The organism is Streptomyces sp. NPDC044002, from assembly GCF_056434525.1.
Window position 1 is genome coordinate 1 of record NZ_JBWKEZ010000023.1, and the last position, 26,113, is coordinate 26,113.

18 protein-coding genes are annotated in these 26,113 nt (G+C 73.0%); 8 read left to right on the forward strand and 10 right to left on the reverse strand.

The features are described from left to right. Positions 1–345 precede the first annotated feature (345 nt). Entirely contained in the window at positions 346–1,317 is a 972-nt protein-coding gene (locus AC07A6_RS18745; RefSeq protein WP_362468655.1) for a helix-turn-helix transcriptional regulator, read from the forward strand. Between the two features lie 277 nt (positions 1,318–1,594). Here AC07A6_RS18745 and AC07A6_RS18750 read toward each other — a convergent pair whose 3' ends face one another. Further along, positions 1,595–2,662 carry a phosphatase PAP2 family protein gene (locus AC07A6_RS18750; RefSeq protein ID WP_478777766.1) on the reverse strand — a complete coding sequence of 356 codons (1,068 nt, stop codon included), beginning with the start codon at positions 2,660–2,662 and terminating at the stop codon, positions 1,595–1,597. 265 nt (positions 2,663–2,927) lie between these two features. Further along, a complete protein-coding gene (locus AC07A6_RS18755; RefSeq protein ID WP_478777809.1) occupies positions 2,928–4,082 on the reverse strand; it encodes a hypothetical protein in 1,155 nt (384 codons plus the stop codon). Positions 4,083–4,377: 295 nt separating this feature from the next. Here AC07A6_RS18755 and AC07A6_RS18760 point away from each other — a divergent pair, with 295 nt between their 5' ends. After that, positions 4,378–6,111: an MFS transporter gene (locus AC07A6_RS18760; protein WP_362468659.1), complete on the forward strand. Its 1,734-nt coding sequence runs from the start codon at positions 4,378–4,380 to the stop codon at positions 6,109–6,111. A gap of 100 nt (positions 6,112–6,211) precedes the next feature. Then, complete coding sequence (locus AC07A6_RS18765; protein ID WP_125816313.1) at positions 6,212–7,396, forward strand: acyl-CoA dehydrogenase family protein; 1,185 nt, start codon at positions 6,212–6,214, stop codon at positions 7,394–7,396. A gap of 67 nt (positions 7,397–7,463) precedes the next feature. On the opposite strand, the gene AC07A6_RS18770 is transcribed toward AC07A6_RS18765, so the two are convergent. Next, on the reverse strand, positions 7,464–7,922 hold the full coding sequence (locus tag AC07A6_RS18770) for a cell division protein SepF (protein WP_007263282.1): 459 nt from the start codon (positions 7,920–7,922) through the stop codon (positions 7,464–7,466). 284 nt (positions 7,923–8,206) lie between these two features. Between AC07A6_RS18770 and AC07A6_RS18775 the strand changes: the two genes are divergently transcribed. The 4 genes from AC07A6_RS18775 to AC07A6_RS18790 all read left to right on the forward strand — a co-directional run bounded on the left by AC07A6_RS18775 (position 8,207) and on the right by AC07A6_RS18790 (position 12,034). Next, the gene (locus AC07A6_RS18775) at positions 8,207–9,529 is read left to right on the forward strand and encodes a DUF5685 family protein (RefSeq protein WP_478777767.1); all 1,323 of its coding nucleotides are present in this window, start codon (positions 8,207–8,209) and stop codon (positions 9,527–9,529) included. A gap of 76 nt (positions 9,530–9,605) precedes the next feature. Then, complete coding sequence (locus AC07A6_RS18780) at positions 9,606–10,415, forward strand: DUF1684 domain-containing protein (RefSeq protein WP_478777768.1); 810 nt, start codon at positions 9,606–9,608, stop codon at positions 10,413–10,415. Positions 10,416–10,577: 162 nt separating this feature from the next. Then, complete coding sequence (locus tag AC07A6_RS18785) at positions 10,578–11,462, forward strand: S1 family peptidase (protein WP_478777769.1); 885 nt, start codon at positions 10,578–10,580, stop codon at positions 11,460–11,462. A 92-nt stretch (positions 11,463–11,554) separates the two neighbouring features. Then, complete coding sequence (locus AC07A6_RS18790; protein WP_478777770.1) at positions 11,555–12,034, forward strand: OTU domain-containing protein; 480 nt, start codon at positions 11,555–11,557, stop codon at positions 12,032–12,034. A 22-nt stretch (positions 12,035–12,056) separates the two neighbouring features. Here AC07A6_RS18790 and AC07A6_RS18795 read toward each other — a convergent pair whose 3' ends face one another. From AC07A6_RS18795 to AC07A6_RS18825, 7 genes are all read right to left on the reverse strand, one after another. Next, a complete protein-coding gene (locus AC07A6_RS18795; RefSeq protein WP_478777810.1) occupies positions 12,057–12,953 on the reverse strand; it encodes a DUF4231 domain-containing protein in 897 nt (298 codons plus the stop codon). Positions 12,954–13,026: 73 nt separating this feature from the next. Then, positions 13,027–17,004, reverse strand: a complete 3,978-nt coding sequence (fxsT, locus tag AC07A6_RS18800) for an FxSxx-COOH system tetratricopeptide repeat protein (protein WP_478777771.1) — start codon at positions 17,002–17,004, stop codon at positions 13,027–13,029. After that, on the reverse strand, positions 17,001–18,428 hold the full coding sequence (locus AC07A6_RS18805) for a TIR-like protein FxsC (protein ID WP_362468702.1): 1,428 nt from the start codon (positions 18,426–18,428) through the stop codon (positions 17,001–17,003). The genes fxsT and AC07A6_RS18805 overlap by 4 nt, the downstream gene beginning before the upstream one ends. A gap of 43 nt (positions 18,429–18,471) precedes the next feature. After that, complete coding sequence (locus tag AC07A6_RS18810; protein ID WP_478777772.1) at positions 18,472–19,386, reverse strand: AAC(3) family N-acetyltransferase; 915 nt, start codon at positions 19,384–19,386, stop codon at positions 18,472–18,474. Then, on the reverse strand, positions 19,383–21,638 hold the full coding sequence (gene fxsBH / locus AC07A6_RS18815; RefSeq protein ID WP_362468673.1) for a radical SAM/SPASM protein FxsBH, inactivated beta-hydroxylase extension form: 2,256 nt from the start codon (positions 21,636–21,638) through the stop codon (positions 19,383–19,385). Before fxsBH ends, AC07A6_RS18810 begins: the two co-directional genes overlap by 4 nt. A 29-nt stretch (positions 21,639–21,667) precedes the next feature. Next, positions 21,668–21,832, reverse strand: coding sequence for an FxSxx-COOH cyclophane-containing RiPP peptide (gene fxsA / locus AC07A6_RS18820; RefSeq protein ID WP_362468675.1), 165 nt, complete (start codon positions 21,830–21,832; stop codon positions 21,668–21,670). A gap of 238 nt (positions 21,833–22,070) precedes the next feature. Beyond that, on the reverse strand, positions 22,071–22,961 hold the full coding sequence (locus AC07A6_RS18825; protein WP_478777773.1) for an alpha/beta fold hydrolase: 891 nt from the start codon (positions 22,959–22,961) through the stop codon (positions 22,071–22,073). 285 nt (positions 22,962–23,246) lie between these two features. On the opposite strand from AC07A6_RS18825, the gene adhE reads away from it, so the two are divergent. Further along, positions 23,247–25,865 (forward strand): bifunctional acetaldehyde-CoA/alcohol dehydrogenase, encoded by a 2,619-nt coding sequence (gene adhE, locus AC07A6_RS18830; RefSeq protein WP_478777774.1) that lies wholly within the window; start codon positions 23,247–23,249, stop codon positions 25,863–25,865. The last annotated feature ends 248 nt before the right edge of the window (positions 25,866–26,113 follow it).

The following is a 26,113-nucleotide window of genomic DNA, read 5'->3' on the forward strand; positions in this document are numbered from 1 at the left end:
CCCCGCGCCTCAAACGCCGGCGGGGCTACAAATAGCCCCGCCGGCGTTTGAGGCGACGGGCGCGCAGCGCCCGTTCGGGGTCAGGGGCGGATCCCCTGGGAACGGTGGAAGGGCGGGTAGGGGACCCGGCCCCGCGCAGCGGCCCACCCACCCGCAGACGACCACCGGCCCCGGACACACGCACCGGCCCCGCCCCGCAGGCCGACGGACGGAGTCCGGCGCAGCGGCGCGAAGCCGGGGAGGCCCCCAGGGCCGAGCCGCGCGAGCGGCGCGTCAAAAAGGAGCGCGGCGCGTCGGGAAATTGGGCGCGGCGCGGGGAGAAGGCATGGCGCGTCAGAATGGGGCGTGCTTGAGACCTCCGCGCGACTGCTGCGCCTGCTGTCCCTCCTGCAGGCCCACCGGGAATGGACCGGTGCCGATCTCGCCGCCCGGCTCGGGGTGACGCCCCGGACCGTGCGGCGGGACGTCGACCGGCTCCGGGAGCTGGGGTATCCCGTGAACGCCAGCCCCGGCACCGGCGGCGGGTACCAGCTCGGGGCGGGGGCGGAGCTGCCGCCGCTGCTGCTGGACGACGACGAGGCCGTCGCGGTCGCCGTCGGGCTGCGCACGGCCGCCGGCAACGGCGTCGAGGGGATCGGGGAGGCCTCCGTACGGGCCCTGGCCAAGCTGGAGCAGGTGCTGCCGTCGCGGCTGCGCCGACGGGTCTCCGCGCTCAACGAGTTCACCGTGCCCATGCTGCGCGGGCCGGGCCGCGACACCGTCGACCCGGCCGTGCTCACCGACCTCGCCGCCGTCTGCCGGGACGGCGAGCGGCTCCGGTTCGGGTACCGGGACCACGGCGGCAGCGTCAGCCGCCGTACCGTCGAGCCGCACCGGCTCGTGTGTTCCGAGCGGCGCTGGTACCTCGTCGCCTGGGACCTCGACCGGGAGGACTGGCGGACCTTCCGCGCCGACCGGATCGAGCCCCGCCCGCCGCACGGCCCGCGCTTCGTCCCGCGCCCGGCGCCCGCCGAGGACCTCGCCGCGTACGTGTCCCAGGGGGTGTCGCACCGCGCGTACGCGGCCCGGGCGGTGGTGCGGCTCCAGGTTCCGGCGGAGGAGGCGGCGCGGATCATCGGGCCCTCCGACGGGGTGCTGGAGCCGGTCGACGCGGAGAGCTGCCTGCTGCGCACCGGGGCGGTGAGCCTCGACGTCCTGGTGATTCACGTCATGCTGATCGGGTGTGAGTTCGAGGTGGTGGAGCCCCCCGAGCTGACGGACCGGATCCGGGCTCTGCGGGACCTTCTCGGGCGGGCCGTCGAAGCCCCGCGGGAGTAAGTCCGGGGCGGGGAATTCGGGTTCCGCGGCGGAATTCGAAAGGGATCCCGTAAAGCCGGTATTACCGGCGGCGACCGTCGACAACCCGTGACACAAGCGTGACCCGGTACGGAGGAACATCCGCTCAGCGGGCTGACGTGTCCGGGTATATGAACGCCGCCCGGCGCCGCCCCGCGTCCCTCTGCGCCCCGGAACGCCGACGGCGGGCCGGTCCGATGGACCGGCCCGCCGTTCTCGCGGTGCGGGGTGGGGCTGTGCGTACCGGCCCCGCGTCGGGTCAGCCCCCGGTGGCCGGGCGGGCCGAGGCCCCCCGGGTGGAGGCCCGCTCGGTGTGCGCCGGCCGGCGGCTGCCGCCCGGGGTGATCGGGGTGCGCTCGGAGCGTATGACGTGCTGCCGGGAGAGCTGGTGCGCGTGCGCGGCGGGGCGCAGCGCCGGGGAGTGCCCGGCGGGGGCCTGGGAGGCGGCGGCGGCCGCCGGGGCCCCGTCCTCGGCGGCGGCGGGGGTGCGTCCGGGCTGCCACTTCCCGCCCGCGGAGAGCAGCGGGGTGAGCGCGGCGGCGACCGGTTCGGAGACCCGGCCGTCCTCCAGCCGGCGGCGCCACTGCTCGCGCAGTCCGAAGACGTAGGCCTCGGTGCGGGCGATGAGCGGCTCGAACCAGGGCAGCGCCAGCATGATGAGGAGTCCGGCGGTCCAGCCGAGGAGCACGTCGCTCACCCAGTGGGTGCCGAGGTACACGGTGGTGGCGCCGACGCTCAGCGAGAGGACCCCGGAGAGGATGGACAGCACCCGCCGGGTGACGGTGGTGGAGGCCAGGTAGGCCAGGATCCCCCAGGTCACGACGGCGTTGGCGGTGTGGCCGGAAGGGAATATATCGCCGCCGGCGAAGAGCTCCGCGGAGCCGATCTGGGTGGCGTAGTGCGGGCCGAGCCGGCCGAGGCCGAGCTTGACGGAGCCCACGGTGATGTTCAGCAGCAGCAGTGCGACGCCGAGTGCGATCAGCGGGCGGAGGGTGTGCTGGCGCCAGGAGCGCCAGCCGAGCCAGGCCGCGACCATCACCGCGGTGGGTCCGCGCTGGCCGAGTACGACGAGGTAGTCGAGGAAGGCGTGGACCTGCGGCCACTGCTCGTAGGGCCGGAAGAACATGATCTGCCAGTCCAGGCGGACGAGCCAGGAGGTCGTCAGCACGGCCACGACGATCGCCATGTAGAAGGCGAGCGTCGCGGAGAGGAGCACGATGCGGTGCCGGCTCATCTGCGGAGTTTGCAGATGAGCCGGTCGCTCTGGTTCCCGGTCGAGCCGGGCGAACACCGGCTCCAGACGGGCAAGCATTTGGTCGGTACGCACTCAATCGACGTTACCGCGCGTTGAAGCGCACCCCGGGCGAATCGCGCGCTTTGTGATGACCATGTGATGTGGAGTGCGTCTCACGGGGGACTTAATTCCCCTTGTTCCGGCACTTGTTGGAACTTTCCGGATTCAACTCCGGGAGTACTGCCCCCGCAATTATCGGCATACTTACACGGTATTTATAGCCGCGGCTCAATTCCTTTGCACAACCATGGATTGGAATGATCCGTTCCGTGATCGCGCCCGCGTGCCCGCGGCCGGGCTACGGGGGCCCCGAACCGTTCAGCCAGAACGCCCCGTACACCGCCGAGGCCAGCGCCAGCGCGCCCAGTACGCACGCCGCCCGCCCGGTCCGCCACCGGGCCAGGGCCACCGCCAGGGGCAGCATCAGCGGGAACGCCGGCAGCAGCAGCCGGGGCTTGGAGCCGAAGTACCCGGAGGCGCACAGGGCCAGCGCCACCACGATCCCGCAGTACACCAGCAGCGCGGCCGGCTGCCGGTCGCGCACGCACAGCCGGTACAGCCACAGCACCAGCAGCACCCCGGCGATCAGCCCCGCCCCGGCGGCGAACGCGGGGGAGGCCAGCCGTGCCCCGATGAACCGGGCGAAGGCCCAGCCCCCGTCGAAGCCGTTGCCCCAGCCGGCCTGCACGTCCAGGTAGCCCGTCAGCCCGCCGCCGGTCCGGGCCCCCACCCACAGCGCGTACGCCGCCGCCCCCAGCGGGGCCAGCAGTGCCCCGGCCGCCATCCGCCACGAGCGCTCCCCGCGCCGCCAGGCCAGGACCGCGGCCACCCAGACCGCCGCGACCACCGCCGCCCCGACCGGCCGGGTCAGCCCCGCCCCCGCCGCGAGCAGGCCCGCCACGACCCACCGCCCGCGCAGCACCGCGTACAGCGACCAGGCGGCCAGGGCCGTGAACAGGGACTCGCTGTACGCCATGGACTGCACGATCCCCACCGGCAGCGCCGCCCACAGCGCCACCGCGAGCACCCCGGCGCGCCGCCCGTCGACGCGGTGGTGCCGCGAGGCGCACACCAGGTCGGCGACGGCGAAGATCCCCCACGCGGCGGCGAGCCCCGCCACCGCCGAGACCACCAGGCCGGCCGAGCCGTACGAGAGCCCCGTGGGCGCCGCCACCAGCCGCTCCAGCCACGGCAGCAGCGGGAAGAACGCCAGGTTCGAGTGGACGGCCCCGCTCGGCAGGACCACCTCGTACCCGTACCCCTCGGCGGCGATCCGCGCGTACCAGAGGGAGTCCCAGCGGGCCGAGAGCAAGGTGTGCGGGCTGCTGCCGGCCGCCGCGCTCCACAGCGAGAGCACCGCCAGCCCCAGCAGCCGCACCGCGGCGAAGGCCGCGAGCGCGGGCGCGGCACGGCGCGGTCCGGGGTGCTTCGCGGGGGCGTCGTCAACGGGCAGAGTGGTCACGGGGACGAGTATCGGCGCCGCGACCGGCGAAGACGAAAACCGCGGACACGGAGCGTGAGAGGGCGTGTGCGCGGGGGGAGGGCGGAACGGGGCGAGTGGCGCACACCACACGGGGGCCGCCGTCGCGATGAGAGCTTGGCCACGTGTCGGGCACGCGAACTCGCGTACGCTGACCCTTCACTCGCGTGTCGATGCCGGACCCCGTAGGACGCCGCACAGCGCACCACCCCGCGGCGACCCACGACGCTGTCCGCCGAGTGCGAGGGACCACCTGGGAGGTACATGCATGTCGGGGACGAACACGGCCGGCGACAGGAAGCCCTCCCTCCGGCAGCGGGTCGCCGCCGCCTCCGGCGGGGCCAACCGCTGGGTGGTCCTGGCGGTCCTGTGCGTCAGCCTCGTGCTCGTCGCGCTCGACGCGACCATCCTGCACGTCGCGGTCCCCTCCGTCACCGAGGACCTGCGCCCCGGCTCCCAGGAGCTGCTGTGGATCGTCGACGCGTACCCGCTGGTCTGCGCCGCGCTCCTGATCCTCTTCGGCACCCTCGGCGACCGCGTCGGCCGCCGCCGGATCCTGCTCCTCGGCTACACCCTCTTCGGCGTCGCCTCCGCCATCGCCGCACTCGCGGACAACGCGCAGGTCCTGATCGCCGCCCGCGCCCTGCTCGGCATCGGCGGGGCGATGATCATGCCGGCCACCCTGTCGATCCTGCGCCAGGTCTTCCCCGACCGGCGCGAGCGCGCCCTGGCCATCGGCATCTGGACCGCCGTCGCCGCGATCGGCGCGGCCAGCGGCCCCGTGCTCGGCGGGTTCCTCGTCCAGCACTTCTGGTGGGGCTCGGTCTTCCTCATCAACATCCCGCTGATGGCCCTGATCCTTCCGCTCGGGCGCTGGCTGCTGCCCGAATCGAGGGGCGCGGCCGACGGGCCCTGGGACGTGCTCGGCGCGCTGATGGCCGCCGCCGGCGTCCTCGGCGCGGTGCTCGGCATCAAGCGGATCGGCGCGGAACGGCAGCTCACCGACCCCGAGGCGCTGGCCCCGCTGCTGCTCGGCGTGCTCTTGCTGGCCCTCTTCGTACGCCGCCAGAAGCGGCGCGAGCACCCGCTGATCGACATGCGGATGTTCTCCCGGGCCGCCTTCTCCACCTCCGTCGGCTGCATCGTGCTCGCCATGCTGGCGCTGGTCGGGCTGGAGCTGCTCGCCGTCCAGTACCTCCAGCTGGTGCTGGAGCTGAGCCCGCTGGAGACCGGCCTGCGGCTGCTGCCGCTGACCTTCGCCGCCATGGCCGCCGGCGCCACCGGCTCCTACACGCTCCAGCGGGTCGGCCCGCGCACCATGGTCTCGCTGGGCTTCGTCCTCACCGCCGGCGCGGTGCTGCTGCTGACGCTGATGGGCCACGACGACCGGCCCGTCCTGCTGACCGCCGGCTTCATCCTGCTCGGCTTCGGGCTCCAGACCACCCTCTTCGCCGCGTACGAGTCCATGCTGAGCGAGGCCCCGGCGGACACCGCCGGCGGCGCCGCCTCCATAGGCGAGACCTCCTACCAGCTCGGCGCGGGCATGGGCATCGCCCTGCTCGGCAGCGTGATGAACGCCGCCTACCGGCCCGGCCTGCTGGACGTCCCCGGCGTGCCCGCCGAGGACTCGGCCGGAGCCGCGAACTCCCTCGGCGAGGCCTACCAGATCGCCGCCCACCTCGGCGGCGCGGCGGGGGAGTCCCTGCACACGGCCGCCCGGAACTCCTTCGTGCACGGGCTGCACGTCACCCTCGTCGTGAGCGCCTGCCTGCTGCTCGCGGGCGCCGTGATGGCGCTGAAGCTGCCGCGCACCATGGAGAACGCCGAGCCGGACGGCGCCGCCGGGTGCGGCGGGACCGCCGCGGACACCGATGCCGATGCCGCCGTACGCCTGCCCGCCCAGCCCGCGGGCCCGGCCCGGCCGGCCGCCGGGGCGCGGATCCCCGCCCCGGCGCAGCCCGAGCGCGACCCCGCCGTCGGCAGGTCGGGCCGCCAGGGCTGACCCGGCACCCCGCCGCGGAATCCGGGGGTGGACCAGGGGCCGGGTCGGCGACAAACTTGCACCGCTAGGTTTCGCCCCACGTGGCCGCCGGGAGGCCCCTTTGTCCGCGCCGAAGACCCCGTTCGCCCCCACCGACCCGCTCGGACTCGACGAGCTGCTCGGCCCCGAGGACCTCGCCGTCCGCGACACCGTCCGCTCCTGGGCCGCCGACCGGGTCCTGCCGCACATCGCCCAGTGGTACGAGGACGGCGAGCTCCCGCAGATCCGCGAGCTGGCCCGCGAGCTCGGCTCCATCGGGGCGCTCGGAATGTCCCTGACCGGCTACGGCTGTGCCGGCGCGAGCGCCGTCCAGTACGGCCTGGCCTGTCTGGAGCTGGAGGCCGCCGACTCCGGGATCCGCTCGCTGGTCTCCGTACAGGGCTCCCTGGCCATGTACGCGATCTGGAAGTACGGCTCCGAGGAGCAGAAGCAGCGGTGGCTGCCCGGCATGGCGGCCGGCGAGCTGATCGGCTGCTTCGCGCTGACCGAGCCCGACATCGGCTCCGACCCGGCCGCGATGCGCACGTACGCCAAGCGCGACGGCTCCGACTGGGTGCTGAACGGCCGCAAGATGTGGATCACCAACGGCTCGGTGGCCGCCGTGGCCGTCGTCTGGGCCCAGACGGACGAGGGGATCCGCGGCTTCGCCGTCCCCACCGACAGCGCCGGCTTCTCGGCGCCGGAGATCAAGCACAAGTGGTCGCTGCGCGCGTCGGTGACGAGCGAGCTGGTGCTGGACGACGTACGGCTGCCCGCGGACGCGGTGCTTCCGGACGTCACGGGGCTCAAGGGTCCGCTGGGCTGCCTGAGCCACGCGCGGTACGGGATCATCTGGGGGTCGATGGGCGCGGCGCGCGCCAGCTTCGAGGCGGCGCTCGACTACGCGAAGACGCGGGAGCAGTTCGGCCGGCCGATCGGCGGCTTCCAGCTCACCCAGGCCAAGCTCTCGGACATGGCGCTGGAACTCCACAAGGGCATCCTGCTCGCCCACCACCTGGGCCGGCGCATGGACGCGGGCACCCTGCGGCCGGAGCAGATCAGCTTCGGCAAGCTCAACAACGTCCGCGAGGCCATCGACATCTGCCGCACCGCGCGGACCATCCTCGGGGCCAACGGGATCTCCCTGGAGTACCCCGTCATGCGGCACGCCACCAACCTGGAGTCGGTGCTCACCTACGAGGGGACCGTTGAGATGCACCAGCTGGTCCTGGGCAAGGCACTCACCGGGCTCGACGCGTTCCGGTAACCGGTGAGGATCCCCCGGCTACCTCCCCCAGACTCCGTCCGGGGGTGCCCCCAGAGGGCCCCCAGGCTCAGCTCTGGTTGAAGAAGTCGCGGGAGCGGCCGCCCGCCTCACCGCTGACGATCTGGGTGTCGGCCGGGGTCAGGAGAAAGACCCTGGTCGCCACCCGCTCGATCGACCCGCGCAGCCCGAAGGTCAGGCCGGCCGCGAAGTCGACCACGCGCTTGGCGTCGGTCGGGTCCATCGACGACAGGTTCACGATGACCGGGACGCCCTCGCGGAACAGCTCGCCGATGCCGCGCGCGTCGCGGAAGCCGTCGGGGGTCACGGTCGCGATGCGGCGGCCGCGCTCGACCGCGGAATCCGAGGCCACCTTCACCCGGGGGTCGGTGACCCACTGGTCGCCGGGGCCGGAGACCGAGCCCTGCTGGCGCTCCACCGCCTCCGCGTAGTCGTCGTCGTAGTACCGCTCGTCGTCGCTGTCCTCTACGAGACCCAACCACGCACTCGCCTTGCGCACCGAACCCATGGACGCCTCCTTTCACCGTGGCCAGTCCGTCTTCTTCTCCGCTGCCCCTATGGTCGTCCATGATGCTGACAACGCGCCAAGTGGATAGCCGCCGCGCAGATGTTTCGTGACGGGACTGGTGCAGAACATCCGTTGCACGGACGCGCTTCCCGGACGTCACCGCTGCTGACTGAGTGAAAATACGACCGCTGCTGCCGTCCGGGTGAGGCACTGGCGCGTACGAGTGACCTGCCTGGCTGGATACGATGCCCCGGAATCTTGCGTATGACACACGGGGGAAGCGGTTGTTCGGCATCGTCAGACCTTGCGCGCACCGGCTGGGCGAGCACTTCAAAACGGAGTGGATGGCCCATCTGTGCGGCCTCTGCCTGGCACTTCGCGGTGACCACGGGCAGTTCGCCCGGATCGTCACCAACTACGACGGGCTGCTCGTCTCCGTCCTGACGGAGGCTCAGGCCGGTCCGCTGCCCGGCGCCCGGCGCACCGCCGGACCCTGCCCGCTGCGCGGCATGCGCACCGCGCCGGTCGCCAACGGCGAGGGTGCCCGGCTCGCTGCCGCCGTCTCGCTCGTGCTGGCCTCGGCGAAAGTGCGGGACCACGTGGCCGACCGGGACGGCCTGTTGGCCCGAGCGCCGATCGCCGCCGCCGCGCGCAAGGTGGCCCGGGGGTGGGACCGGGCCGGTGCCCGCACCGGCGCCTCGCTCGGCTTCGACACGGCGGTGCTCGTGGACGCCGTGGACCGCCAGGGCGGCATCGAGACCCTGGCCGGGATCGGCACCTCCGTGCTGGTGGTCACCGAGCCGACGGAGACCGCGACCGCGGCCGCCTTCGCGCATACCGCGGTCCTGGCGGGACGGCCAGGCAACGGCCCGGCCCTCGCCGAGGCCGGCCGGTACTTCGGGCGGCTCGCGCACCTGCTGGACGCCGTCGAGGACCAGGGCGCCGACGCGCTGGCGAACGCCTGGAACCCGCTCACCGCCACCGGCACCTCCCTCGCCGAGGCCCGCCGGCTGTGCGACGACGCGCTGCACGGGATACGGCTGGCCCTGCGCGAGGTGGAGTTCGCCGACGCGGGGCTCGCCCACCGGCTGCTGGTGCACGAGCTGCGCACCTCGGTGGACCGGGCGTTCGGCACCTCCTCGTGCGGGCACGCCGCGGTGAACTCGGCGGGCCAGGGCTACGGCCAGCCCCCGCAGGGCTACGGGCAGCCGGGCTACGGCCAGCCCCCGCAGGGGTACGCGGCCGGGTACGGCCAGGGCGGCCCGTACGCCGGCGGCCAGGCCAACCCGTACGCCCCGAGCGGGCCCGGGATGCCGCCGCCGATGGGCCCCGGCGGCCCCGGAGGGGGCGGCGGCGGTGGCGGCTTCGGCGGGCTCCCGCCGCAGAAGCCGCGCCGCGGACTGCTGGCCGGCTGCGCGGTGGCCATCGGCCTCTTCTGCACCTGCCAGCTCTGCTGCGCGGAGCACGAGGGCCCCTGGTCCCGGCAGAAGCGCGACCCCTGGTGCGACGCGTGCGAGTGCTGCGAGAACTGCGACACCTGCAGCAACTGCTGCGACTGCTGCAACTGCGACGGCTGCTGCTGCGACGGCTGCGGCTGCGACTGCTGAGCCGACGTCAGTTCCCCAGGTCCGGACGGGTTACCGGAAGGTTCCCGCCCGGTCCGCCGGGGAAGGGCTGAGCGGCATGAGCGACGACGCGGAGACCAAGGCCTGGCGGGAGTGGCACGAGCACCGGACGGCCACCGTCTCCGCCCCCTACGGACCCCTCGCCCTGACGGGCACGTACTGGCTCGCCGACTACCCGGAAGGTCGACTTCCGGCCGTTCCGGGGCGCTGGCGCGCCCATGACGGCGGGGTCCTGCTGACCGCTTCCGCCGAGGACGGCGTCGAGCTCGACGGGCGGCCCCTCATAGGGGAGGCCGCCCTCGCCGCGGACGAGGGACGGCCCGCGCACTCCCGGCTCGCGGCCGGGGAGGTACGGCTCGTGGTGATCCGGCGCGAGGGGCAGTGGGCGGTCCGCGTCTACGACCCCGCCGCCCCGGCCCGGCGCGCCTTCGCCGGCATCGAGGCCACCCCGTACGACCCCGCCCTCGCGCTGCCGGGGCACTTCCGCCCGTACCCCGAGCGGCGGACCGTCCAGGTCGGCAACGCCGACGGACAGGCCCGCGGCCTCGGCCTCGGCGGTGAGCTGGTGTTCGCCCGCGAAGGCGTCCAGCACACCCTCCAGGTGGCCGTGGACGAGGGCGACGGCAGCCTCTGGGCCGTCTTCGCGGACGCCACCAGCGGCGGCTCCAGCTACCGCTTCCGCTTCCTGCACCCCGGCACCCCCGGCCCCGAGGGCTCCATCACGGTGGACCTCAACCGGGCCCAACTCCCGCCCTGCGCCTTCGCCGACCACTTCATCTGCCCGTTCCCGCCGCCCGGGAACACCCTGCCCTTCGAGGTCGCCGCCGGGGAGCGACGGCTGAAAGGCGCCCTTGCCGCCGGTAACTGACGCCAGGACACTCCCGTTCAGCGTCACCCGGCGGACTTGTCAGGGTCACGACGAGAGTGCGGCTCCCCGGCCGCGCCCCCGCCGTGTCCCCCCACCGCCGCTCACCGGCTCCGGCACCCCCACCCCAGCCGGGCCCCCGACCCCCACCCGGGAGGACGTGAAGTGAGGACCAACAGCAACACCCGCCTCCGCCTGCTCGCCCTGGCCGCCGGCCTGGCCGCGACGGCAGCCCTCGCAGCCCCGACCGCCGCCAGCGCGGACGACAACGGCAACGGCTTCGGCGCCGCCCGCCTCGCCGCCGCCGGGGCCTCCGTCCTGCGCGCCGACGTCGCCGGCACCGCATGGCACACCGACCCCGCCACCGGCACCCTCGTGGTCACCGCCGACTCCACCGTCACCGCCGCCGACATCGCCAGAATCCGCCGCGAGGCCGGCCCCGACGCCGCCGCGCTCCGCATCGAACGCACCCCCGGCAAGCTGACCAAGCTGCTCTCCGGCGGCGACGCCATCTACGCCAACAGCTGGCGCTGCTCGCTCGGCTTCAACGTACGCAGCGGCGCCAACTACTACATCCTGACCGCCGGCCACTGCACCGAGGGCGCCGGCACCTGGTGGACCAACTCCTCCCACACCACCGTCGTCGGCAGCACCGCCGGCTCCAGCTTCCCCACCAACGACTACGGACTCATCAAGTACGCCAGCAACAGCCCGGTCCCGCCCGGCACCGTCGGCAGCCAGGACATCACCAGCGCCGTCAACGCCACCACCGGCATGTCCGTCACCCGGCGCGGCTCCACCACCGGCACCCACAGCGGCTCCGTGACCGGCCTCAACGCCACCGTGAACTACGGCGGCGGCGACATCGTCTACGGGATGATCAGGACCAACGTCTGCGCCGAACCCGGCGACAGCGGAGGCCCCCTCTACTCCGGCAGCCGCGCCGTCGGCCTCACCTCCGGCGGCAGCGGCAACTGCTCCTCGGGCGGCACCACCTTCTTCCAGCCCGTCGTGGAAGCCCTGAACGCCTACGGCGTCAGCGTCTACTGACCTCCACCCCCCGCCGCAGGCCCCCTGGACGTCCTCCCTCCTTCTGGGAGGATGTCCAGGATGTCCTGGGCGCCCACGGGGGAGGAGCTCGTATGAAGCGCATCGGAGTGACCGGCCACCGGTCGATTCCCGATGAGGTGCTCGGCCACGTGCAGGAGGGCCTGCGGGCCGTGTTCGCGGGCCACCGGGGCCCGCTGGAGGCCTTCTCCAGCCTCGCCGACGGAGCCGACCAGCTGTTCGCGGACATCGCCCTGGACCACGGCGCCGACCTCACCGTCGTGATCCCCAGCGAGGACTACGAGGACACCTTCGAGGACCCCGACGCCCTCGCCGGCTACCGCCGGCTGAGGCGCCGCGCCGCCCAGGAGGTCCGGCTGGACTTCGCCCGCTCCACCGACGAGGCCTACTACGCCGCCGGCACCTACATCGCCGACTGCTGCGACCGGCTCGTCGCCGTCTGGGACGGCCTCCCCGCGCGCGGCCACGGCGGCACCGGCGAGATCGTCGCCTACGCCCGGGCCCTCGGCAAACCCGTCACCGTCATCTGGCGCGAAGGCGTGGCCCGCGCCTGAGCCACGCCCCCGCCGCCCGGAGTCAACTGCTGTGCCGGGCCAGCCAGTCGGTGTGCTGCGGCGACACGTACCGCTCCGTCTCGTACACGGCGGACGGCCACTGCGACTCCGTGATGGTCGTCTGCATCACCACCATCATCGCCGCCAGGTCCTGCTCGATCAGCGTGTGCGCCTCGATCAGCGGATGGCGGCGGCGCACCTCGTTCCAGGCGATCCCCGCCGCCGCGGCCGCGCTCAGCAGCCCCGCCGGCGCCGCCCCCGGCCCCGAGCCGAAGGCGCCCAGCACCGCCAGCAGCAGCGCCAGACACGTCAGCAGCACGATCGTCCACGACCACAGCGCCGTCGTCCGCCGCGCCCCCTCCGTCCTGCGCCGGTACCAGTTGCGCTGCTCGATCAGCCGGTCCCGGACGTACGTCTCCCTGCGCACCTGGTAGTCCAGCCCGCGCAGCCGCCGCATCGCCCCGGTGATCTCACCGCCCTGCGGCACCAGCCCCGCCGCCCGCGGATCCTCCCAGCCCATCTTGCGCAGCTCGTCCAGCCCCTTCTCCAGCCGCGCCCGGTACACCTCCTCCGGCTCGGCGGCCTCGGACCCGAACGGCGCCCCGTGCACGGCGTACCGCCACGCCAGGGACTTGATGAACTCGGCCGCGCTGCGGTTGAGCTGCCACTGCGGACGGGCCCGCCGGCTGCCCGCCCGCACGCCCACGGCCAGCACCCCCGCGTACGCCAGCGCGCTCACCGCCGCGAACACGTGCAGCCCGCCCACGGCCGGCCCGGCCGGCAGGGCCGCGGCCCCAGCGGCCGCGACCAGCAGGAACAGCTGCGCGCGCGTGGCCTGCGTCGACTCCCGCTGCCGGGAGACCGCCGCCTGATCGGTGTGGTGGAAGAGGACCGGCAGGTCCTCGTTGTGAAAGGTCATGCTGTCGGTCACGGCGCCCCCTGCGCTCGCTCCCGGGCGGCGGGGCCGCGAAGCCCCGCCGCCCGCCGTCGGATCACACCGCGAGCGGCTCCAGGTCCCGGTGGACCCGCCGCTCGTCACGGGCGTACCGGGTCAGACCGTGGTCCTCCCCGAGCAGCCGCGTCAGCTCGGACACCGCCTCCGCCCGCACCCGCGCCGCCTCCTCCTTGCGGCCCACCATGTCCAGGCTGACCGCCATGTTCGACGCGCTGGCCAGGGTCTCCGGATGGTGCGACCCCAGCGCCTCGCGCAGCCGCACCACGGCGATCCGCTCCAGCTCCAGGGCCCCGTCCGGGTCGCCCAGGTCGGCCCGCGCGTTCGCCAGGTTCAGGTGCGCGAAGATCGTGTGCGGGTGGTTGTCGCCCAGCACCTCGCGCATGCTGCGGATCGTCTGCCGCAGCAGCGGCTCCGCCGTCTCCGCCGCACCCGTGCCCCAGTGGAAGACCGCCAGGTTGTTCACGGCCGCCAGGGTGTACGGGTGCCGCTCGCCCGGCACCTTCATGTACTCGTCCACCACCTCCTGCGCCAGGTCCCGCGCCGCGCCCGGATCACCCGTCGCGAACAGGTCCGAGGCCAGGTTCAGCTCACAGGCCAGCAGGTCCGGATTGACCGAGGTGTACTTGGCCCGGTACCGGTTGCGGGTCGCCGTCGTCAGCCGCAGCGCGTTCTCCAGCTCCCCGGCCCGCCGCAGCGACACCGCCAGGTTCTTCGCCGCCGACAGCGTCCCCGGGAAGGCCCGGCCCAGCTGCCGCTTGTAGATCTCGTACGTCCGGCTCAGCAGCTGCACCGAATCGTCGTACCGGCCCACCTCGCGCAGGTCCCGGGCCAGGTTCTGCGCCGAGGACAGGGTGTACGGGTGGTCCGGGCCCAGCACCTCGGTGCGCCGGTCGAAGACCTCCTGGTCGATCTCCCGGGCCCGCGCGTACTGGCCGACCATCCGCAGGTTCAGCGCCAGGTTGTTCGCCGCCGCCAGGGTGCGCGGGTGCGCCTCGTGGAAGATCTGCCCGAAGCCCTCGTGCGCGGCCGTCGCCAGCTCCATCGCCTTCCCGTACTGCCCCAGCGCGCCCAGGTCCATCGCCAGACCGCTGGTGGTCATGTACGTGTGCGGGTGCGAGGGGCCCAGCGCGGCCCGCTGCCGCTCCAGCGTCACCTCGTCCAGCTCCTTCGCCTCCACGAACCGGCCCCGGGAGCGCAGGATGTTCGACAGGTGGAACCGCAGGTACAGGTACTGCAGGTCGTCGCTGCCCAGCAGCTCCCGCCAGGCCTCGCGCAGCTCCTCGCCCAGCGCGTACGCCGCCTTGAAGTCACCGCGCTTCCACAGGTAGCGCACCCGGTCGATCAGCAGCCGCCGGGTCTCCGGCTCCGAGCAGAACCGGGCCTCGGACGGGTTCAGGTGCGGCCAGATCGTGTTGAACCTCGGCCAGGTCTCCGGGTTGTCTATCGGCTCGTCGTCGTCCGGGCGGGCCCCCGCCAGGATCCGGTGCACCGCGTGCCGCGCCTCGCGCTGCTCCTCCTCCGACAGCTGCGCCCGGATCACCGCCTGCACCAGCCGGTGCACCTGGATGCTGTTGCCGACCTGGTCGACCTTGGCCATCGCGAACCGGCCGATCTCCCGGATCACCCGGCCCAGCACCAGCTTCTCCTGCAGCGAGGGGTCGTACGGCTTGAGCGCGTCGATCATCTCCTTGCTGTAGAGCAGGTTCGCCGAGATCGGCTCCGGCGCGAAGAACGCGCACAGCTGGAGCAGCCGCACCGCGGCGGGGGAGCGGGACTGGAGCCGCTCGATCGACACGTTCCACGTCGCCGCCACCGGCTGCGGGTAGCCCTCCGGCTGGTTCAGGCTCAGCACCCGCGCCGTCTGCTCGGCGAGCTGCTCCAGGTACACCGACACCGGCGTCGCGGTCTCCGAGATCCAGGCGCCCGCCTGCTCGACGGCCAGCGGCAGGTCGCCCACCGCCACGGCCACCTGCTCGGCGTCCTCCTTGCTCAGCCCCGGCGCCCGGCGCTGGAGGTGCTCGATGGACTCCTCGCGCAGGAACACGTCCACCGGCAGCGCGTCCCCGTACTGGGACCACGACTGGTTGCGCGAGGTCACCAGCACGTGCCCCGGGCCGCCCGGCGGGAAGAACCGCTTGAGGGTCTCGGGATCGTCGGCGTTGTCGAACACCAGCAGCCAGCGCGAGGTCGGCACCCCGCGCCGCAGCAGGTCGATCGCCTCCTTGGAGCCGGCCTCGATGTCCTCGCCGGTCTGCGAGCCCAGCCGTACGGCCAGCTCCGCCAGGGAGGCGCGCACGTCGTCGGGCTGCTCCGAGGAGATCCACCACACCAGGTCGTAGTCGGCCATGAACCGGTGCACGTACTCCTGCGCCACCTGGGTCTTGCCCACGCCGCCGAGCCCGTACAGGGTCTGCGGCTGCGGCAGCACCACGGCCATGCCGCCGCCGAGCTGGTCCCGCATCCGCTCCAGCACGATGGAGCGGCCGGTGAAGCCGGGGTTGCGGGGCGGCGCGTTCCAGATCTTCGGGACCGTGCCCGGGAAGCGGGGGCCGGGCTGCGAGGCGCTGGCCACGGTGTCCGGCAGCGCCATCGGCCGTTCCACCGCGCGCAGCAGGGCGGCGGTCGCGTGCACCTCGTCGAGCCGGAACAGGTCCACCGGGTTCCGGTCGATGTACGGCGTGGCCAGGCGTACGTCGCCCACCCGCAGGGGTATCAGGTGGCGCCGGCCCCCGGTCGGGTCCTCGGCGGCGGCCCGGTTCCACACGTCCACGGCCCGGGCCGACTTGAGGTAGGCGCTGGAGAGCAGCACCACGGTCCGGGCGGCGGTGTCCACGCCGATCCCCGCCCCGCCCAGGGTGTCGCCGGCGGCCGCGTCGGGCGCGCGTTCGGCGGACACGTCCTTGGGGACCACCCGGAATCCGGCCCGGGTGAGCACCGACTCGATCCAGTCGGCCCACATCCGGTTCTCGGCGACGTAGGAGAGGAACAGGTCGGCGGGCAGTGCCGGGCGGCGCCGGGTGAAGGCGTCGCGGATCCGCAGCCGCACCTCCTCGCCGATCACCGGCATGGAGGTGATCTCGCCGCCGGTGACCACCGTGGTGAGCCGTTCGAAGGCGGAGAGCAGGGAGTTGGTCAGCCCGGCCTCGTCGCCGAAGGTGGCCAGCGTCTCCTCGTAGGCGTAGTAGGGGCGGTACGGGATCTCCACCGCGCCCCAGTAGGACGTCAGCTCGTCCCCGACGAGGCCGTTGGGGAAGCGGTCGAACTTCAGGCGGGCCAGGGCGCGGCCGGCGTCGGCCTTCTCCTTCTCGCCCTCGTCGATGCGCATGGGCACCGGGTAGATCTTGATGCCGCGGTCGTTGAACCGCTCGTCGATCTGCCGGGCCACCGAGGCGGCGCCGTCGATGGACTGGTCGGACAGGGTGAAGCAGTCCACCAGGACGTCGGGGAGGTGGACGGTGCAGATGTCGGCGATGTCGGACAGGCCGGTACGGCTGTCGATCAGGACGTAGTCGTAGTTGGCCTTCATGTCGGCGCGCAGGGCGTCGAAGAAGAGGCCGCCGCCGAGCCGGTCGTAGAAGTTGTCCCAGTCGAAGGTGGACACGGTCGCCGAGTACTCGCGGTTCTGCCGGCCCGCCGAGACGAAGTCGAGGGTGCCGCCGTCGGGGAACTCCCAGCCGTGGGTCTCCGGGGTGAGGGAGACGGCGTGCGGCTCGATCCGCGCGTACTCCTTGTGCCAGTCGGCGGCGCGCTGCACGGGGCTGGTGGCGGCCCAGGCGTACTCGCTGATCAGGTCGATGACGCCGGTGGTGGCCCCCAGGGTGGAGGGGTCCAGGAAGGGGTGGAAGAAGCGGTGCAGGCCCGGGGCCTCCAGGTCCCAGTCCACGGCGAGGACCCGCTTGCCGTTGGCGGCGAGGATCCAGGCGGTGTTGGCCAGGGCCATCGTGCGGCCGGTACCGCCCTTGTACGAGTAGAAGGTGACGATGCGTCCGTCTCGGCTGTCACGACTGGCTGTCATCCGCGTCCCCCCGGGTCTGTGTCGGTGTCTTCGCCGTGCTCGTCGGTCTCGCCGTGCGGGCCGCTCGCGCCGTCGTGCCGCCGTGCGGGCGGGAAGGGGGCCGGCGGTGGTAACGGAGGCGGCCCGCCCATCCCCATCGGGCCCAGCAGCCGCGGGCGTTCGGTGGAGGTGTTCCCGGCCGGCAGGTACACCTGGGCGTGTCTGAGGTACTGCTGCGCGGCCGCCTCTACCACCTGCGGCAGGATCTGGCCGAGGGTCTCCATGCTGGCCACGCCGTTGGCCGCGGCCCGGCAGGCGGCCCGGCCCTGGCTCATCTTGACCGGCAGGGTCTCTTCCAGCCGGCGCGCGAGCTCGGCCTCCTTGGCCCGGCTCTGGTGGTCGTACCGGTTCCACGGCACGACCACGTTGATCCACGGGCGGTGCTCCTGGTCGAAGGCGGCCAGCCGCTGGCGGCGCTGTTCGTCCTCCACCGCCCAGCGGTCGACGATCAGGATCTCGGGGCGGGTGGGCGGCTGCTTGCTGTCGAAGTGGCCGGCCTCGTCGTCGAAGGAGGACATCGTCGTCTGGTAGTTGAGGTTCCTGACCAGGTCCTCGGCGACGTACGCGACGGGCCGCTGCGAGGTCGGGTGGTACGGGTTCCAGTCGAGCGCGCTCTCCCCGTAGTACTCGGGGCTGCGGCCGTCCGGCAGGTCGTGCCGGGAAGCGGCGGCCACGGTCACGTGGAGGGTGCGGGAGGGGCTGCCGCCGGGAACGGCGCCCTGGCCGCCGCTGTGCCCGAACGCGCTGGGCACCACCCGGTAGTCCAGCGGGCGCACCGGGTGCAGGCGCACGGTCTCGGCCACCCGGACGATCCGCCGGGCCAGTTCGTACACGGCCTGCTCGTACTGTTCGGCGTACCCGCGCAGCTTGATCAGGCCGTACAGCCCGTCGGTGACGTAGCGCTCGCCGAAGGTGTTGTGGTTGAACTGCAACCGCTCGGCAGGGCCGGGCAGTTGGGAGGGAGGCACCGGCACCCACAGGGCGGGGACGATGGCCTCGGCGGCCGGCTGGTTGCTGACCGCGCCGTGCTGGATGGTGCGCTGCGCGAAGGCGAACCACTCCTTCCCGCACATCTCACTGGCGAAGTAGCGCGGCGAGAACAGGGGGACGAAGACCCGGCAGGTGGCGAGCGCCGCCCCGAGCCGTTCCGACCAGCCCTCGCCGCTGCGTATCTCCCGGTCCATGAAGCCGGCCTCGGACCCGGCGGGCAGGTCCGTGAGCGCCATGATGTGGCTGCACAGGTCACGGAAGAGGCGCTCCACCCACATGTCGGGATCGGGTCCTCCAGGCCCGAACCTCGGTGTATGCGCATAACTGAGGAAAAAGTACGGCTGCACTGATGCGGGCACACGACCCCCGTCCCGAAGCTGCGAGCGAAGAAACATCATTCCGGAGCTGCTTCGCCACATCCCCTCATCGTTCAGTCAATCAGCGTCTGTTTTCGGTCATCCAGGCCTGGGCGTGGTCCACGGCGTGCGGAATCGAGAAGAACAGCGCGGAGGCCCCTCCCACCCGCCCCCCGCGCACCAGGGAATCCGGGAACGCCCGGCCGATCTCCTCGAAATCCCCGTCGTCCAGCGCGACGTCCTCGTACTTCTTCCACTCGCCCGCGTCGGAGCGCCCTCCCCGCCCCTCGTGCCGCCCCTCGGACCCGCCCGGAAGGTTCACCTTCACCACGCAGTCGTACATGCGCAAGGGGGGCTTCGGAATTCGATACTCCGCGAGATGGAAAGCGGTACAGGCCGAAAATCCCACATTGATCATGAGTACCTGTCCTCCCTCCCAGCACAGCCTTCCCAGCGGGGAATCCTCACCCAGGTGGCTTTCGGTGCGGTGCCCCGCGCACAGCCGGTGCGCGTCCGCGCCGAGCGCGGCGAAGGAGGTCTGCGGATGGCCGCTGCGGGCGGCGCCGGGGGTCGTGCGGACCACCTCGGCGAAGACGCCCACGCCCTGGCTCGGGGTGAGCTCCGGGTCGAAAGGCTCCATCCGCGCCCGGAAGGCCGCCGCCCCGGCCTCGTCGAGACCGGCGACGCGGGCCAGGTGGGCGGTGGAGGTGAGGGAGTTCTCCGCGGTGAAGGCCGGGACGACCAGCGTGCCCCGGGGGCCGAGGACCCCGAGCAGGGCGTCGCGCAGCGTCCCGGCGCGCAGGCCGGTCCCGCCGAGGGCGGCGTGCACCAGCAGGCGCTGCCCGGGGCGCACGCCGAGCAGCCGCAGCTGGGCGGCGAGCTGGTAGCGGCCGGGCGGGGCGGCTGTCGGGGGAGGTGGGGCCGGTGGGGCTGCCGGGGTGGTCGCCGGGGTGGTCGCCGGGGCTGGTGGGGCCGCCGGGGCCGGTGGGGTGGTCATGCGTCGACCGCCTTCAGTTCCCAGCGCAGCTCCTCCACCAGCCGCTTGCCGCTCACCGTCAGCTCCGCCGCCTCCGCCAGCCGGTCCAGCGCACGGTGGACCCGGTCCGAGCCGCCCGGCTCCTGCGTGCCCGTCGCCCGGCGGTACGCCTCCACCGCGACCCGCTCGTGCACGTCGGCCAGCAGCCGCGACACCGGCACCGGGCGCGTCCGCCAGGGCGAGGGGTGCTGCCAGGCGCCGTCCAGCGCGTAGAGGTCGGCCACCTCGGTCAGCTCCCGCAGCCGGGCCCGCCGCCGCCCGGTCAGCAGGGCGAGCGCGGTCTCCCTGACCCCGGCCGCGTACGGCAGCCCGAGCGCGCCCGGCCCGTGCCGCCCTGCCTCGCCCCAGCCCCCGGCCCGCGGGCCGCCCGCGAGCGGGGTGAGGGTGCCCAGCCCGGCGACGGCCGCCCGCGCGAACCCGGGGACGGTGCGCAGCAGCAGTGCCCGGGCCGCGCCGAGCCGGCCCCGCCACTCGTCGGCCTCCCCGGCGCCGAGCCGCAGCCGGGGCGGGCGGGCGAAGCAGTTGCGGTACGGGTCCAGGTCCTCCAGCGCCACCGCAGGCTCCCCGGGCCCGGGCGTCCAGGTCCGTACCGGCAGCCAGCGCGCGTCCCCCGCCGCCGGGCCGAAGCGGTGCTCGGTGCGCCCCGCCCGGACGACCGCGTACCCCTCGCCGGTGGCGTGCAGCAGGGCGCGGCCCCGGGTGCCGGGCTCCCCGAGCCGCAGCAGCCCCAGCGTCGGCAGGTACACCTCCCCGTCCCGGTAGGCCACCTCGGCCGGCAGCTCCAGCCCGCCCCGCAGCACGGCGGCGGCCGTCAGCGCCGCGAGCCGCCGGGCCGCGGCCGGGCCGTCCGGGCGCCCCTCCCGCACGGCGTCCAGGGCCTCCAGCACCCAGGTCCGGGTGAACGGGTGGGCCAGTACGGCGTCCAGCGCGTCCGCGCCCGCCTCCCCGGCCGCCTCCACCCCGGCCAGCAGCTCCCAGGCCCGCGCCCATGCGGGGTCCCCGGCGAGGTCGCCGTGCAGCCGGGCCAGCAGGATCCGGGTCAGCTCCTCCTGGGACCGGGCCAGTTCGGCCGGGTCGGCCAGCTCGGGCGCGGTCTGCCGGGCGGCGGTGCGCCCCTCGACCCCGTCCACCAGCTCGCGCAGGTCGGAGCAGTACACGGAGGGGTTGTCGAAGCCGTTGTCCTCCCGGTAGCGGTGCGTGTACAGGCCGCCCCCGCACGAACGTACGACAGGGCAGCGGCGGCACGTGCCGCTGACGCCCGCGAGCCCGAGCTGCCGGGCGCGCACCCCGGGGTGCGCGGCGACCTCGTCGAAGGCGTGGCGGAAGACGTCGAACCCGGTGGCGGCGGCCCCCTCGAAGGCGCTCTTGAGGGAGTCGACCTGCTCCAGCGTCCCGTCCGTCTCCACCACGACCAGGTCGGTCGGGGCCAGCCCCAGGGACTCCGTCAGGCTGGGTCCGCCGCGCAGCGTGGACAGCAGCGACTCGAAGAGCCTGACGGGCACCGGCCGTTCCAGCTGCTCCCAGCGGTCGAAGACGCGCAGCAGCCAGCTCGCGTACGCGTCGGGCGCGCCGCCGGGGCGCTCCGGCGGGGCCTGCCAGGTGGCGTGGGGGAGCAGGAAGTCCACCCGCGGCGGCTCCAGTGCGACCAGTGCGTCCAGCACGGCGACCGGGTCGTTGGCCACGTCCACGGTGCACAACAGGCCCTGGTAGAGGTGCCGGTAGGGCGCGGAGCGCAGCAGTTCCAGGGCGGCCAGGACCAGCGGGTGGCTGGAGCGGCCGTCGGCGAAGCGGCGGTGGCGGTCGTTGGCCGCGCGGTCCCCGTCGAGGGAGACGCCGACCCGGACGCCGTATTCGGCGAAGAGGTCCAGGTAACGGCGGCTGAGCTGGAGCCCGTTGGTGTGGATCCGCAGGTCGAGCTCGGCGGTTCCGGCGAGTGCGCCGGTGAACTCCTCGCACACGAGGCGCAGTCGGTCGGGGCCGGCCAGCAGGGGTTCCCCTCCGTGGAGGATCACCGTGACGGAGGGGAGTGCATGGTCACGGGCATGTTCGGCGAGCCGCGACGCGGTCTGGGAAATGACCTTGGGTGAGATCACTTTCGGCCGGGCTCGCCAGCTCTGATCTGCGTGTTCGTAGACATAGCAATGATCACAAGCGAGATCGCATCTGCTGTGAACCTTCAGGACGATCTCGCGGAAAGCGATCGTGCGGGTCATTCCACCAGTCTAGAGCTCATAACTGATCGTCAGAGCGCGGAGTTGAAGATCGGTGCCTGAACGCGACGACCGGATTCCGACGGAAGTACGCGTTCGAGGACGGCGGCCGCGGTGGCGCTGCGGACGTCGATCTTCGCGAGCGGGACGCGGCGGTCCTTGACCGTGCTGGTCGGGGGGGTTGCGGAAGTGTTCACGACACCGTCCTCGGGGAGGCCCTGTGAAATGGGCGGGGAAGACACCGGCGCTTTGCCGGCCGTCAAGTGCGGACTTTACTAGCCGCCATCCCAATGGCAACCGAGGCATGACGCCTGGTCAAGCGTTCTATAGAAAGCGTGATGCATTTATCGAGGACCCGCGTCCGGCCGTTTTCCGCAACGCAAGATCCAGTTTCCCGGGCGGCGCTCCCTGACGGCGTCGTCGCAGGTCGGAGACCTACGCGGGCTGCTGTTCCCCCAGGGGTTCGCGCAGCAGCCAGGTGAGGACGTCGGGCAGTGCGCGCAGTGCCGCGAAGTGGGCGGCGGCCGGGTCGATGGCGGTGGTGGCGCCGGGGATGCGGCGGCCCAGCCAGCGCGCGTGGCCCACGGGGGAGAAGACGTCGAGCTCCCCGTGCCAGATCAGTACGGGGCAGCGGATGTCGGCGGGGTCGAAGCCCCAGGGGCTGCTGAAGGCGAGGATGTCGTCGATCCAGCCGTACGCCGAAGTGCGCACGCCCTCGCGGTAGTTGCGCAGCAGCATCGACCGCAGTCCCGCGTCCGAGACGATCATGCGGTCGCTCGCGGTCAGCTCCCGGCGCAGCTCGTCCAGGAGCCGCCCGGGGTCGCGGGCGATGCCTGCGGCGCGCGGGATGAGCCGGGCCGCCAGCTCCTCCGGGTCGTCGGTGGCGGTGGTGTACTCCCGTACGTTCGAGGCGGCCATCCCGGCGAACCAGTCCAGGTCCTCCGCGTCCCGGGGGGCGAGCGGCACCAGGGCCGCGGTCCGCGTGACCCGCTCCGGGAGCAGGGCGGCGCAGGCCAGGGCGCCGGGGGCACCGCCGGAGCGGCCGGCCACGGCGAAGGTGTCCAGCCCGAAGGCGTCGGCGATCGCGGCCACGTCCTGGGCCACGTCGGCGACGGAGCGGCCCGGGTGGCGCATGGAACCGCCGTAGCCGGGCCGGTCGTAGGCGATGAGCTGCGTCCGCCGCTGGTAGAGGACCATGCCGCGGGGCGCCGGGCCGAGCCTGCTGCCGGGCATCCCGTGGAGCAGGAAGACGGGCCTGCCGTCCGGGTCTCCCCACCGCTCCGCCGTCAGAACGCGGCCGTCCGCGGTGCGCACCTCTTTGCGCACGCGCTCCCTCCCTCACGTCCGGCTCGGGCAGTCAGGCCGATTGTGCTCCCCGGTGGGGGAGCGCGGTAGGGCGCACTGGGAGGGAAATTCTTGTGAAAGTTTTCACAAGCGCGCAGAGGTCTTTGGTCCTTCAGTATCACCGCAGGTCAGCGACGTGATCGAGGGGGTTGGTGTGGATGCCGAGGGACCTTCGACCTACTCGGAAAGGCCCTTTTCGGCAAGGTTCCTTCCGCTTTTGGGTGTCGAATTGAGCCATCAGGATTTCCCATTGAAGGAGTTCCCGCCATGCAGGCCAACGAGATGGTCGACGCGCTGGTCGAGGGGGCGCTGGAGGCGCTCCGCCGGTTCGAGTCGTTCGATCAGGAGCAGGTGGACCACATCGTCAGGAAGGCCTCGCTGGCGGCCCTGGCACAGCACGGCGAACTCGCCCGGCTCGCCGTCGAGGAGACCGGCCGGGGCCTCTTCGAGGACAAGGCGGTGAAGAACCTCTTCGCCTGCGAGCACGTGGTGAACTCGATGCGCGGGCTGAAGACCGCCGGCGTCGTCCGCCGCGACGAGCTGAACGGGATCACCGAGATGGCCGAACCCGTCGGCGTCGTCTGCGCGATGACCCCGGTCACCAACCCCACGTCGACGACGCTCTTCAAGGCCCTGATCGCCCTGAAGACCCGCAACCCGATCGTCTTCGCCTTCCACCCCTCCGCGCAGGACTGCTCCGCCGAGGCCGCCCGGATCGTGCGCGACGCCGCCGTCGCCGCGGGCGCCCCGGAGCACTGCGTCCAGTGGGTCACCGAGCCCTCCATGGCGGCCACCGCCGCCCTGATGAACCACCCGGGCGTCTCCACCATCCTCGCCACCGGCGGGAACGCCATGGTCAAGGCCGCCTACTCCTGCGGCAAGCCGGCCCTGGGCGTGGGCGCGGGCAACGTCCCCGCGTACGTCCACAAGAGCGCCAGGCTCGGCCGCGCGATCCACGACATCGTGCTCTCCAAGGCCTTCGACAACGGCATGATCTGCGCCTCCGAGCAGGCCGTCATCCTGGACGCCGAGATCTACGAGCAGGGCATGGCCGAGTTCGAGCGGCTCGGCGCCCATGTGGTCTCCGCCGCCGAGAAGACCAAGCTGGAGGAGTTCGTCTTCGGCACCACCGCCCACGCCGCCAACTGCGCGGGCGCCAAGCTGAACCCGGCCGTCGTCGGGAAGTCCGCGCGGTGGATCGCGGAGCAGGCCGGCTTCACCGTCCCCGCCGGAACCTCGATCCTCCTCGCCGAGTGCGGCGAGGTCGGTGACGGCGAGCCGCTGACCCGCGAGAAGCTCTCCCCGGTACTGGCCGCCCTGAAGGCTTCCGACACCGAGCACGGCCTCGAACTGGCCGCCGGGATGGTCGAGTTCCACGGCCTGGGGCACAGTGCCGCCATCCATGCCGAGGACGAGGGGCTCGTCGAGGAGTTCGGCAGGAAGGTCAAGGCGGTCCGCGTCATCGCCAACGCGCCGTCCACCTTCGGCGGCATCGGCGACGTCTACAACGCCTTCCTCCCCTCGCTCACCCTCGGCTGCGGCTCGTACGGGCACAACTCGGTGTCGGACAACGTCACCGCGGTCAACCTGGTCAACATCAAGCGGATCGGACGGCGCAACACCAACATGCAGTGGTTCAAGGTCCCGCCGAAGATCTACTTCGAGCGCAACTCCATCCGCTACCTCGGTGAGATGGACGGCATCGGCCGGGTCACGATCGTCACCGACAAGACGATGGTCTCCCTCGGCTTCGTGCGGAAGGTCACCGACATCCTCCAGGCCCGCCCGGGCGGCGTCGCCATCCAGGTCATCGACAACGTCGAGCCCAACCCCGAGCTCGGCACGGTCCGGGCCGGCGCCGCGCTGATGCGCGACTTCCGGCCCGACACGATCATCGCCCTCGGCGGCGGCTCCCCGATGGACGCCGCGAAGATCATGTGGCTGATGTACGAGCGCCCCGAGGTGGAGTTCGGGGACGCGAAGGAGAAGTTCTTCGACATCCGCAAGCGCGCCTACACCTTCCCCTCGCTCGGCGAGAAGGCGAAGCTCGTCGCCGTCCCGACCACCTCCGGCACCGGCTCCGAGGTCACCCCCTTCGCCGTCATCTCCGACCCGGCCGCCGCCCGGAAGTACCCGCTCGCCGACTACGCGCTGACCCCGCACGTGGCCATCGTCGACCCGGTCCTGCCGATGAACCTGCCGCCCGCCGTGACCGCCGACTCCGGCTTCGACGCCCTCACCCACGCCACCGAGGCGTACGTGTCCGCGTACGCCAACGACTACACCGACGGGCTCTGCCTCCAGGCGATCGGGCTGGTCTTCGGGAACCTCGCGCGGTGCGTGGCCGACGGGCCGAACGCCCCCGAGGCCCGCGAGAAGATGCACAACGCCTCCACGGTGGCGGGCATGGCCTTCGCCAACGCCTTCCTGGGCCTGGTGCACGCCATGGCCCACACCCTGGGCAACACCTTCCACGTGCCCCACGGCCGCACCAACGCGATCCTGCTGCCGCACGTGATCCGCCACAACGGCACGGTCACCCACAAGGCCACCCCCTGGCCGAAGGCCGAGGTCTACCGGGCCCCGGAGCGCTACCAGGAGATCGCCAGGGCGCTCGGCCTGCCGGCCGCCACCCCGGCCGAGGGCGTGGAGTCCTACGCCCGGGCGGTCGAGGAGCTGCGCGCCGAGTGCGGGATCCCCGCCTCCTTCGCGGAACAGGGCGTGGACGAGCGGGCCTTCATCGAGGCCCTCCCCGTCCAGACCGCGAACGCGTACGCCGACCAGTGCGCCCCCGCCAACCCGCGGATGCCGATGATCGACGACATGGAGCGGCTGATGCGCCAGGCGTACTACGGCAACCGCACCGGCCTGCCGGACGCGCGGTAGTCCCGCTGCCCCGGCCCGCGCCCCCGCCGCACCGCTGAGCCCCCGGACCCCGTCCGGGGCAAGCGCGCCAAGTCCGTCCACGACCAGAGATGTGCTCCGCCTGCGGAAGCATCGAGGGGCCCAAGGGCATGGAAGGACTGCGGATCCGGTCGTGGGGGGGGGTCTTCTGGGGCGGCCCCCACCCAGAAAAAGAAAGAAACAAAAAAACCCCGCACCAAAGAAGGAAGAACACTCCCAGAGGAGGAACA

Bases quoted from the DNA above. Each gene is read 5' to 3' on its own strand.
- AC07A6_RS18760 (WP_362468659.1), top strand. From the start codon at position 4,378: ATGTCGGGGACGAACACGGCCGGCGACAGGAAGCCCTCCCTCCGGCAG.
- AC07A6_RS18770 (WP_007263282.1), bottom strand. From the start codon at position 7,922: ATGGGTTCGGTGCGCAAGGCGAGTGCGTGGTTGGGTCTCGTAGAGGAC.
- AC07A6_RS18780 (WP_478777768.1), top strand. From the start codon at position 9,606: ATGAGCGACGACGCGGAGACCAAGGCCTGGCGGGAGTGGCACGAGCAC.
- AC07A6_RS18790 (WP_478777770.1), top strand. From the start codon at position 11,555: ATGAAGCGCATCGGAGTGACCGGCCACCGGTCGATTCCCGATGAGGTG.
- AC07A6_RS18795 (WP_478777810.1), bottom strand. From the start codon at position 12,953: ATGACCTTTCACAACGAGGACCTGCCGGTCCTCTTCCACCACACCGAT.
- fxsT (WP_478777771.1), bottom strand. From the start codon at position 17,004: ATGACAGCCAGTCGTGACAGCCGAGACGGACGCATCGTCACCTTCTAC.
- AC07A6_RS18805 (WP_362468702.1), bottom strand. From the start codon at position 18,428: ATGTTTCTTCGCTCGCAGCTTCGGGACGGGGGTCGTGTGCCCGCATCA.
- AC07A6_RS18810 (WP_478777772.1), bottom strand. From the start codon at position 19,386: ATGACCACCCCACCGGCCCCGGCGGCCCCACCAGCCCCGGCGACCACC.
- fxsBH (WP_362468673.1), bottom strand. From the start codon at position 21,638: ATGACCCGCACGATCGCTTTCCGCGAGATCGTCCTGAAGGTTCACAGC.
- adhE (WP_478777774.1), top strand. From the start codon at position 23,247: ATGCAGGCCAACGAGATGGTCGACGCGCTGGTCGAGGGGGCGCTGGAG.